At 54.8% G+C, this 9,895-nt stretch carries 11 protein-coding genes; 7 read left to right on the plus strand and 4 right to left on the minus strand.

The window, feature by feature from the left end; genetic code table 11:
- Positions 1-96 precede the first annotated feature (96 nt).
- Complete coding sequence (locus ACLCGK_RS07330; protein WP_410951670.1) at positions 97-729, plus strand: hypothetical protein; 633 nt, start codon at positions 97-99, stop codon at positions 727-729.
- Between the two features lie 163 nt (positions 730-892).
- Here ACLCGK_RS07330 and ACLCGK_RS07335 read toward each other — a convergent pair whose 3' ends face one another.
- Complete coding sequence (locus ACLCGK_RS07335) at positions 893-1,468, minus strand: hypothetical protein (protein WP_410951671.1); 576 nt, start codon at positions 1,466-1,468, stop codon at positions 893-895.
- A gap of 179 nt (positions 1,469-1,647) precedes the next feature.
- The gene (locus ACLCGK_RS07340) at positions 1,648-1,896 is read right to left on the minus strand and encodes a hypothetical protein (RefSeq protein ID WP_410951672.1); all 249 of its coding nucleotides are present in this window, start codon (positions 1,894-1,896) and stop codon (positions 1,648-1,650) included.
- A gap of 129 nt (positions 1,897-2,025) precedes the next feature.
- Here ACLCGK_RS07340 and ACLCGK_RS07345 point away from each other — a divergent pair, with 129 nt between their 5' ends.
- The 5 genes from ACLCGK_RS07345 to ACLCGK_RS07365 all read left to right on the plus strand — a co-directional run bounded on the left by ACLCGK_RS07345 (position 2,026) and on the right by ACLCGK_RS07365 (position 6,590).
- Positions 2,026-2,445, plus strand: coding sequence for a hypothetical protein (locus ACLCGK_RS07345; protein WP_410951673.1), 420 nt, complete (start codon positions 2,026-2,028; stop codon positions 2,443-2,445).
- Positions 2,446-2,461: 16 nt separating this feature from the next.
- On the plus strand, positions 2,462-3,055 hold the full coding sequence (locus ACLCGK_RS07350) for a hypothetical protein (protein ID WP_410951674.1): 594 nt from the start codon (positions 2,462-2,464) through the stop codon (positions 3,053-3,055).
- Between the two features lie 19 nt (positions 3,056-3,074).
- Positions 3,075-5,312, plus strand: coding sequence for a hypothetical protein (locus ACLCGK_RS07355; RefSeq protein WP_410951675.1), 2,238 nt, complete (start codon positions 3,075-3,077; stop codon positions 5,310-5,312).
- Between the two features lie 93 nt (positions 5,313-5,405).
- The gene (locus ACLCGK_RS07360) at positions 5,406-5,960 is read left to right on the plus strand and encodes a hypothetical protein (RefSeq protein ID WP_410951676.1); all 555 of its coding nucleotides are present in this window, start codon (positions 5,406-5,408) and stop codon (positions 5,958-5,960) included.
- 27 nt (positions 5,961-5,987) lie between these two features.
- Positions 5,988-6,590 carry a hypothetical protein gene (locus ACLCGK_RS07365; RefSeq protein ID WP_410951677.1) on the plus strand — a complete coding sequence of 201 codons (603 nt, stop codon included), beginning with the start codon at positions 5,988-5,990 and terminating at the stop codon, positions 6,588-6,590.
- A gap of 48 nt (positions 6,591-6,638) precedes the next feature.
- Here the strand turns inward: ACLCGK_RS07365 and ACLCGK_RS07370 are convergent, their stop codons facing one another.
- Positions 6,639-7,112 (minus strand): hypothetical protein, encoded by a 474-nt coding sequence (locus ACLCGK_RS07370; RefSeq protein ID WP_056798137.1) that lies wholly within the window; start codon positions 7,110-7,112, stop codon positions 6,639-6,641.
- 978 nt (positions 7,113-8,090) lie between these two features.
- Here ACLCGK_RS07370 and ACLCGK_RS07375 point away from each other — a divergent pair.
- On the plus strand, positions 8,091-8,714 hold the full coding sequence (locus ACLCGK_RS07375; protein WP_056798139.1) for a YpsA SLOG family protein: 624 nt from the start codon (positions 8,091-8,093) through the stop codon (positions 8,712-8,714).
- Positions 8,715-8,817: 103 nt separating this feature from the next.
- Here the strand turns inward: ACLCGK_RS07375 and ACLCGK_RS07380 are convergent, their stop codons facing one another.
- Positions 8,818-9,831, minus strand: a complete 1,014-nt coding sequence (locus ACLCGK_RS07380) for a Fic family protein (RefSeq protein WP_410951678.1) — start codon at positions 9,829-9,831, stop codon at positions 8,818-8,820.
- Between the last annotated feature and the right edge of the window lie 64 nt (positions 9,832-9,895).

Consider the following 9,895-nt stretch of genomic DNA (forward strand, 5'->3'; position numbering starts at 1 on the left):
AATCAACGGTTGTGTCATTTCGCCACTGCTTTCCTTGGCAGTAGGTGTCGCCATGGGCATAATGCCATCCCTGTTAAGAATGGGCCCCGTCGATCCGTGACCACTGAATTACCTTTGAATCCGCTGTGTGAAGTCGATCGTTTTTTGCAGCTCATGATGCACGTCTCGCTCAAGTTTGCCGGCGAGCTCAAGGCCACTGTCGATGCGCAGACAACAGTTGAAAACCTCAAAGCTGATCTGCTGCGCTGTTTTAGCGCACTGGAGCTTGATGAGATTTACTCCGGCGCTGGCGAGCAGTGTCAGGATCTGGAGGCGCTGATGCCGTACCTTCGCGTCATGTTCAATGGCACCATGGTTGATCCCACCCGGCTGGAAAATTTTGGTCAACTAGAAAAAGCCATTGCCTGCTTGATGATCTGCTCACTTACCGACCAGGATTTTAATCGCCGTTTTTTTCAATGCTGGATCTTGGCGGGTAAAAATCCAGGGCTGGATCTGGCGTCCCAGGCGCGCAACAAACTGTACCGTCGATTGGCGGCGGGGGATAGCAGAGCCCTCGGAGAGCTGAACCAGCTACAGGAGCGGCTGCTGGCACTGGAAAATCGCCAAACTATGCAGCCTTCTGGCCAAGGCGCAGCGATTTACCCGCAAGCGAAGAGGCGCCTGATGTTTTGGAGGATGGGCTTGCGCTTCCCACGGCGGCTAACCTCTCTTTGGCAATCGCTTTGACCTCAATATCCTGCCTCTAACCCCATTAGGACTATTGCAGATCCTCTTGGCAGAGCGACCGCAGTCTATGCAGAAGACACCGTGGATGGAGGGCTGATGTTAGAGTGGTATATGGCCATGGGCGTCCGTTCTACCTAGCAGGCGCCCAGTACTTGCGGTGTTCTCAGAGCCCAGGCTCGTCCGGCGCGATTGCCTTGAGGTCTTTGCTGATTCCTGGAATCTGATTCAGCACGTTCAAGCCCCGTGACTTGGCGTAGTCAAGCAGCGCGATAGCCGGGTCACGTCCAACAAGGACGCTCAGGAGGCGCTCAGGTGCGATCCAGGTGCCGTTGGCGGCTACAACAGCCTGATCCCTGTTCAGCTTGTGGATCTCTTTTGAGAGCTGCGACCAGGCCCTCGGGCAGGCCTTGGATTCACCGAGTGCTCCGGCGACATTGGTGCCGAGGTAACGCGGATGTTCCTTAAGGAAGTCTGCGATGACAGGCTCAAGGCCTTCTGGGGTGTCGTTGTGGTGGCGGAACCAGTGATCCGTGAGGTGTATTTCCTCAATCACCGGATTGTGCAGGGCAAACAGGTGGCTGAGACCTGGGAGGAGTGAGTCCAGGCTGTTCTTGCCGACAAGTTCACCTTCGAGCACGCGTGGCATCTCCGGGCATGGCTTGATGTCACGGATGTCAATCAGAAAGTCCTGGCTCAAAGGTTTTACGTCATGGACGGTTTTTTTGGAATGGTCTGGCATCTGGCTATTCCTTGCGAGGTGTTGTTCAAGCTTACAACCGGCACTGGCGAAGACTCAACGCGTGGGCGTGCAATCGTGGCTTGAGGTGGCGATGACAGTGCCTCGTCGGCTGGTCGACGAAACTGGCAGGAGCGCGTGAAGCCGGGACAAGGCCGCTTACAAGCACTGCGAGCCTCTGTTCAAGGCGAAGGCATCCCATATAAATCGTCTGGAAGAGGTTTGATGGTCGGCAGCTCGACAGCATCAGGCGCCATTTTGCGCAGGGCAGCGCTTTTTGCGCGCACGTCAGCGTCGGCTGGTACCGCCTTGTCGAATGGATTATCTCCGCCGAACACGGCATTGAAATCCAGGAATTGGCTGATAATCGGATCAATGGGTTCGATCGACATGGCAGAAAGTGGTTTGATGTTATCAAGCTTGGTGGACATGGCGGATCTCCTTTTTTCCTATTATGGTCAGTGAGCTTTTTCCATGTCCAATTGGCCTTGCCGAACTGGTGCGGTGCGTTTGATTCCTGAAGACCTGGCCGTCTATGATGATGTATCAGGAGACCCCTTATGAACTCTAAAGACCTCAATCGACTCATTCGCAATCCTGTGGCCATGATGAAGTTCCAGGCCACTGGCAAGTTTGAGCGCCCTGAGAAGCCTTCCAGCCCACTGATCACCTTGCTGATGTCGCTGCACCCCAGAGAGCGCCTGCGCATCCTTGATGTTCAGATGCACCCCGACCTTGGCTATCGCTCAGGGTTGTCGTTTGTGACAGCGGGCTTGGCGCTGAATTGGCTATTCCCGGCCAACCCTCCGGCATTCATTCCCAGTGAATCCCACAAGGATCAACGATTCAAGGCCGAGCTAACCATCCATGACCTGGCCAAGCACGCGAGGGTGCCACAGGACATTATCGAGAGCTGGGAACGGCGACAGCAGCGTCCTGCCAGACCCCAAAAACCCCAAGACGACGGGTTTTGCATCTGATTCGAGATCAATTTTGATGAAGACAAAAATCTGCAAAACCAAAGGGCGCATTTCGCTGGTGCTGGATAGCCAGGATTACCCGAAAACCGATCGTCCAGTGCTGGCGCAAGCAACCGAAGATGAGGGTACCGGCTGCTGGATGATTGCGGACATTCGCTTAACCGACAACCCTCAGGTCAGTGTGTACGCCTGCAGCATCGCCGCTGAAGACGTCCGCGCTCGATTTACACCTGACTCCGAGGAGCTGGCCATGATGGTGAGGGGCAAGCTTCGTGAGTACAGGGTTGTTGAGGATGGCACGATTGAATGGTGTACCTTCAGGAACCTGGTTCGCGGTGATGTGGGTGTCAGGGGCTATACACCCGTTCGAAGTGATGACTACCAGCCACCGCTGTATCACTCGCGGGCGGCGGTCATGGCTTACCTCAAGCTGGCACAGGAATTTTGGGAGGGTTATGAGGGCGCCATCACGGATGTTCGAATCGACAACCCGAACAGTCAGCCGAGGGAGTCGATGTTTACCTTCATGCAGTTTGATATAGAGCGCCAACGTGAAAAGCGCTTGGCCTCAATCCATGAGGAAGACGCTTCCCCTGCGTTCGATTTTTAAAGCTTCAGGCGATGGAGTCTTGGATAAGTGGTATATTGGCGGTAAATCAATTATGGCCATCGTTCGATTTTTCTTGCGCATGGCTCAAGGACTGACAATGCCAGCCGTCAATTCAGGATCCTCCTCCCAAGTTCTCCAGAGTGCTTACGCCATCCTGGGGATGCCCGGCTGCCATCGCCCCAGTGAGAAGGCGGTTTTTTATCAAAACCTGGCTCAAGAACTAGGGGGCATTCTGAGACCGCCAGGGCACACAATCGAGTTTAATTTCGCCCGTCACCTACAGGGTATTTGCCCTGGGCATCCGACCGATAATTCACGCGGTCATCGCGACTCGCAGGCCTGGATGATTGTCACCACATGCCTCAAGCAACAGAGCGCGGATCGACATGAGGCGATTGTTCGAGGCATTGTCAGGCAACTTGAGGACAGGGTCTTGCTTCACCCTGTCGAACCTTCCGCTCTGAGCGGACACGCAGCCGAAAAGCACAAGATTGAAGTGGCGCTCATTTCATCTGGCGCCGCTGCAGCAGTGAGGGATTTTGATTTCAACCAGATGGCGGGCAAGCTGGGTGGAAGATTGCCCTGGTTGGTGAGCCTTACGCTTGAATCAGGTGTTGACCTGGCTGTGCAGCATGTTTTGAAGCAAACTCGGCTCAAGCGGTGGGGGCGTGCGTTAACAGGGAGGCAATTTACCGAGTCCCATGAACAGGGTTTGCTGGACTCGCTCGGGGAGGGTAACAAGCAATTGAGTCGATCCTCTCTGTCAGTACAGACGTGGGGTAGTTCGGCGGCATCAGCTTGTCGAAACGAGTCAATCATTCAGTCCTGCCTGGCGTCGACACCAGCCGGCGCCATTGCCGTTGCCGGCGTAATCGAGCTTGCGCAGGCCGCCGCGCTTCTGCCCATCACGCAGGCAGCTTCACCCTGGACGGTGGGGGATCATGCGGTACCCTTCCTGACCGAGGACGGTGAAATGTTCCCCTATGAACCAGGGTCACAGTATCAAATGGCCATGACCGAGTTGGTGGTGGATCCGACAGGGGCCCGTGCAGCTGAATACCACGCTGCAATCAATCGCAGATTGTGGAAGAGTCCGATTCCAGTCACGGAGATGGTCACCATTGCCATCGACTCCAAGAATACCCAGGGCACTCGCAAGGATGCGCCTGCAGGCATGACTTGTGGAGAGATGACCCTCAGCCTGGAGCAGGCCCAGGCGGTCAACATACTGGAATCTCCATTTGGTTTTCAGCGCGCCACTGATGAGGTGAAGAGTGATCTGACGCGCATGTTGATGCTCTTGTGTGAAGACGAGCTGTCGGCCATGGCGTGGCCCAACTCATCCATCGGGGCCTACTTCGCTGAGCAGGCATACTCGCATTTTTCACTGGCGCATTGCCCGAAGCTCTATTTCCAGGGCGTGGATTTGCAGGTGGATGGTGCAATCGATCTGCTGGGCCGCGCTGCCCCTTCCACCTGGTGGGAGGTATCGGAGCAACTAATGCTGCTCGGTTTCACGGAGGAGGCGCGCAGGGCGCATCAGCAAGCAGTACCCACGCTGAGTGATCTTCCAAAGCTGATCCTGGCCAATGGCATGCTGGGAGCGCCCCTGGCGGATAAGCTGGCATCTCGTCTTACCCAGGTGATTGCCAGCTGCCCGACCTTGGGGTCAGCGACTCGCCTGAATCTGCGTAACATATCGATGTTGACGCTCATTATAGACCGTGCGGTCGCTGTCGAAGGGGTATCGGCCAATGCGGCATTGGGCATCCAGTTCCTGTTGGCCAGGCGCATTGCCACGGAGAAAATGTTCGTGACCTGGGATACTACGCCCTCGGGCGTGTTCCGGGACTATTACGATGCGTTGATTGAAGAGCGGGCAAAGACAAGGCGCAAGGTAACCTACGCAAACCTGGAAAGGGCGTTTGTATGCAATGAGTTGTATGACGTTGTCCAGGCGGATCTGCGTGTCGCTCGCAAGCATTATGTGATGATCAGCCTTGAGACCTGCACCTGTGATGACCGGACTGCCGCGCTCATGGAAAATGTCGTTACGACTGCGATCTTCAATCCGGAACTGCTCAATGACCAGGGGCGGCATGTCGTGGACACGATGGGCTTCTGCCATGACAAGGTGATGCACCATCGTTCGCGGGAAGCCAGAGGGTTTCTTTTTGGCGCCTATCTGCCATCTGCGCCATGGAGGGTATCGCAGTATTTGATGCTGCCTGATGTTGTCCAGGAAACGGAATGTTGAGGAGTGGTGGAAGCGCGCAGGTTGATGTCGGTTAGGCAGATTTCGGGTTTAGTGGTATATTGCAACATAGGCCACTACTCTCGGTGTCAGGACATGCATGACGTTAAAAATATTCCTGAGCTCATTGCGCTGCTGATGCCTGAAGGAGAGCCTTCCTTCGAGGTCTGTTTGCGCGCAGAACTGCACAAAACGCTCAGGGTGTGTCTGGAACTAGGGGTGGCCGAGCTGATCGCCCTGGATCCCTATTGCCTGCCGCCTCGCCTGGGGGCCCAGTTACGCCAAAAGCATCGCTTTCAGGGCAGGGTTTATCCGGTTGATTTTGGCCTGGTCTCCCCGAGCCTGCTGGGCTTGGATGAGTGCATCCGCGTTGATGCCGATATGGTGAAGGAAGGGGTTGGCTGGGTCGAGCATGTCAACTATCACCCGCGTTTGACTAACATTTTGACGCAAGTGATGGCGCAGGCTGATGCCTGTGCCGAAGGGGTAGCGGAAGTCCCCAGGGGCCACCTGCAGGAGCTCGTTGACTGGCTGGACATGATCGTGGACAACCGCCCCAATCGGCTGGCCAGCGCGTTGAGAGATAATGTCGCGTCGCTCAACACAACAGGGCTTTTGCCCAAATTCGAGTACAGCCCGCAGGGCTGCTAACATCAATTCTGAAAGGAAAGTATGGTTATGACAGGCGTAACAGGGTTGATGGCGTTGAATCCGGGGCTTCAGGTCACCCCTCTGAATTTTCGGGGCTGGCTGCGAAATTCGCTTAACCAGTACATCAAGGAGCAAGGTCAGCCAGGGGTGGTGGCACTGTTGTTCGTCACGCCTCCCTACATCAATGCGATCGGGCGTAAAAAACTTGAAAAGATGCTGACTGACGCTGCGCAAAAGCACAAGTCGTGGCTCCGGGCAATCAATATCATGAATACGCCGAAGGCCATGACCGATGAAGAGGTCGAGCAGATGCTGGAGGAGATGCTTCGCGAAGCCGCCGAGCGTGAAGCAGCCAGTCGGGTTGAGGCCCATCTGGGGTACGTTCGCTCGGTCAGCGACGAGCCTGACGCCACTCCGGTGTGCCTGATCCGCCAGGCGAGGGAAAAAGACCTGGAGGTGCTCCATAAGTCACACGTTCAGTTCCAGGTAGGTGACTGGTATGTGATGGGTGAAATCGACGGGCGCCAGGGATTGAGCCAGCCGCTCAAGAGTCTGGAAGAAGCCCAGGAATATGCAGGCGATTTCTTCTGCGCCAAGCACTTTGCAGTCACTGAGGTCGTCACCGTTTGACGCTCAAGGCTGAACCGCATAGAAGACTCGCCGGGGCGATGAGTGACGCTAAGCGGCTTGCTCAATCTCTTCCGGCGATCGTCGAATTCTGGGGGCCGTGGCAATGATCTTGTCGTAGTCCTTCACGTACTTCTTCGCCGCATTTTTCAGTGTATTGTAGGGCCGCCCAATTTGCTTCGCAGCATCCCAGGCGGCTACACCTGCCCTACGCAATTCAGCGAAGGCATGAGCCTCTTCCGAGCTTATAGGTGTGTTTGCAGGCGGGGCTGTGAGGTCATTGCCAGCCTGAAGGCGCTGGCGCAGCGTGGTGGGCGCGACACCCAAGGCCTGAGCATGACCTTCCAGGGTGTCGGTAACCCCGTCGATCACATAGGTGCCACCCCGAATGCGGGGCTTCCACTCGATTTCGAGGAGCTCCAACATCGTATCGAGTTTCCACTTTGGCAGGCCGAGGGCTTGTGCAGCTTTCGTGCGGGAGATGCCTGAGGCGCGCAGGCGGGCAATGTCGTCTTCGATGTTCATGAGGAATGCGTATTATTGAACCTACCCATTATAGGCTGGGCAGGACGTCAGATATCAAGACTATTGATGGTAAAGTGGAAACCCCTGGTAGCAAGCCGCGCTGGAACTTTAAGCCGCCTGTGCGGCGGTGAAGGGCTTTTGTCTCAATGAGTTAGCCGGTGTGCGTTTCTAAGCCGCCTGCATGACGGTGAATAGCTGCGATTTGGTTTCGCGTGTCAGTGCCTTTTTCTAAGCCGCCTGTGCAGCGGTGAGGTTAGCCCGAACAAAGGGTGAGCACCACGTTAATTTCTAAGCCTCCTGCGCAGCGGTGAAGCCCAATGCCTTGAAGGCAGCCGGGGCGCGCTGTTTCTAAGCCGCCTGCGCGGCGGTGAAGACCAGTCCCAGGACTTCCTCAAGCCCCATGTCTTTCTAAGCCGCCTGCGCGGCGGTGAAGGCCAAGCTGCTGACCAGTGCTGATTCGCACCTTTTCTAAGCCGCCTGCGCGGCGGTGAAGACAAGGGCAATGGGGATCTGATCCGGCACCGTGTTTCTAAGCCGCCTGCGCGGCGGTGAAGTCGGTGTTCAAGTCTCATAAACCCGCCGACCTTTTCTAAGCCGCCTGCGCGGCGGTGAAGAAAGCGCAGCGGCGCATATAAGAATCCCTGGAGTTTCTAAGCCGCCTGCGCGGCGGTGAAGCTCTGCTGCGCGGGCTGGGCTTCTCTCCAGCTTTTCTAAGCCGCCTGCGCGGCGGTGAAGTAGAGCTTTTATGGCAAAAAACCTTTAAAATCAATGAGTAACTAGAATTTACCCTTGCAAGACCTCTTCCAAAATGCAAATTCGTAACGTTCTGATTTTTAAGGAAAAAATGAGACGACCTCATTATCAAGGTTTTCTTCGCTGAACAACCACGTCGAAGGTTCGCACTAGGGATGATAACACAACCCTAAGCTGGAAAACGTGGTTTCTTTATTGCTATATTGATTAAAATAGGAGTCTGCCATGCAAGTCCGCGAACACAAATCCGACAAATACCCGCCGCGCACCGAACTCAACGCCAATTCGGCTGATCTGACGGTGGCCTTTGCTGAGGACTACGAGTCTGGTGGCGAGCGACTGACGCGTAAGCTCGCCGAGGCCCGTGGGAAAGAGCGTTACATTGCCTTACCGCTCTCGATGGCACCAATTCAGGCGGCCAGACAGCTGTGGCGCCGCTGTAATGAGCTGGGCGTGAAGACCCTCAACATCGCTGGCAACGGCATTTACACCTTGAACAAGTACGGCTGGACAGACCACTCGGTGAATGAGTGGATGTATCAGGTGCTCAAGCATGTGGCCGCGCACCACCCCTTCGAGCTGATCGTCTCGGGTGGCCAGACGGGGGCCGACTTCGCGGGTGGGGTGGTAGCCGAGGCGCTGGGTATCGATGTCATCATGACCTTCCCAAAGGGGTTCCTGCAGCGCACCCTGACTCAGCATGCCTTGACTCAAACGGAAGCGGATGTGCGCCGAGAAGTGGCGGTGCAACTCCAGGTGCTGCGCGACAATCATCCGGAGCTTCAGGAAAAGACCCAAGGCAAAAGGCCACGAGCTGCCGAGCCTGATGATGGGTTCTGCTTGTCCTAACTACTTGATGAAGAGTCGCGGTTGAATCCATTCAAAATTGCTGGATGTCGGAATGAAAAATCATTCGCTGACATCCAGTGAATACCGATTGCTGATTTGCAAATTATAGATCCAGGTCAGATTTCCCTGGCTTGCGCCCCAAAGATTTTCCCGAAACTTCTGCCAAGAAAAGCTCAGCCCTCCCGGTCTTTTCTCCCGAAATAACGAAGTTGGCGAGATCCTGCTGATAGCCACGAAGATCCAACCTTATGTCGTCATCAAGGGCTGGAGGAATCGGGTAATACTTGAGGTAGGAATCCGTGTATGACTCAAGAAATACATCCCTGAAAATCTCAGTGTCAGCGAATTCGTAGACGGCCATGATGGCTTCAAGGTAATCGCTTTTCTGCATGATGTCGTAAGATATTGGCATGCAGCCGGCTGCAAGTAATGGGACATTGGCCATGATGCGGGAAGTCCGCTTGTTTGCGTCGTAAAATGCTTGTATGTAGGGGACTCTGGTGAGTATGTAAAATGCAGACTCTACCGGATTTTCTATCTCACTGGCGGCATTCATTGTGTAGTCGATCAGGTCATAGATGCGCTCAGATCCATTACCTGGGTAGAATACAGGCGGGGTGTAGGCAGTATGAGTAATGCTCATGGTCTCGGTCTCGCGGATTAGGCCGAGCTCGTGCTTTTTAACAAAGTGCTGCGTATCACCTTCAATGTCACCTGGGTCAGCTAAGCACCGGTGCACCTCCCTAAGCATTCTCAGGGAAATATCCGCAGTGTTTCGAACCAAGTCGAATGCATGTTTGTGGTTAATAATCATCTGCGTGTCTTCTGCAGATGCATTTCTTGGAAGTGTTCCGTAGGTGAGAAGCTTGATGACGTCCAGATGACTGTAGCGGTTTCCTTCGAGCTTGGAAGAAGACCATGCCAAGTCAATCATCAACTCGGTTTTCTGGGATGCGTTAAGAGAAACCTTCTTGGGGGAAAGTTCGTCTAGGCGAGACAAGGCTTCCTGACCCACACCTGGACTGAACTCTAGGAACGACCTTTTGAATTCGGCGATTCTTCGGGTTCGGTGCGTCGTTGATTTGAAAAGCCCTTTGATTTTCTCTTTATTGCTCATGCAGCACCCCCATGCTTTGGATATTCTATGCGCTACAGTCGAGTTCTCAAAAAAAATTCATTTT

It is taken from the genome of Pseudomonas sp. S1(2024) (assembly GCF_046557535.1).

Coding starts and splice junctions, on each gene's coding strand:
- ACLCGK_RS07335 (WP_410951671.1), bottom strand. CDS start 1,468: ATGCCAGACCATTCCAAAAAAACCGTCCATGACGTAAAACCTTTGAGC.
- ACLCGK_RS07340 (WP_410951672.1), bottom strand. CDS start 1,896: ATGTCCACCAAGCTTGATAACATCAAACCACTTTCTGCCATGTCGATC.
- ACLCGK_RS07345 (WP_410951673.1), top strand. CDS start 2,026: ATGAACTCTAAAGACCTCAATCGACTCATTCGCAATCCTGTGGCCATG.
- ACLCGK_RS07350 (WP_410951674.1), top strand. CDS start 2,462: ATGAAGACAAAAATCTGCAAAACCAAAGGGCGCATTTCGCTGGTGCTG.
- ACLCGK_RS07360 (WP_410951676.1), top strand. CDS start 5,406: ATGCATGACGTTAAAAATATTCCTGAGCTCATTGCGCTGCTGATGCCT.
- ACLCGK_RS07365 (WP_410951677.1), top strand. CDS start 5,988: ATGACAGGCGTAACAGGGTTGATGGCGTTGAATCCGGGGCTTCAGGTC.
- ACLCGK_RS07370 (WP_056798137.1), bottom strand. CDS start 7,112: ATGAACATCGAAGACGACATTGCCCGCCTGCGCGCCTCAGGCATCTCC.
- ACLCGK_RS07375 (WP_056798139.1), top strand. CDS start 8,091: ATGCAAGTCCGCGAACACAAATCCGACAAATACCCGCCGCGCACCGAA.
- ACLCGK_RS07380 (WP_410951678.1), bottom strand. CDS start 9,831: ATGAGCAATAAAGAGAAAATCAAAGGGCTTTTCAAATCAACGACGCAC.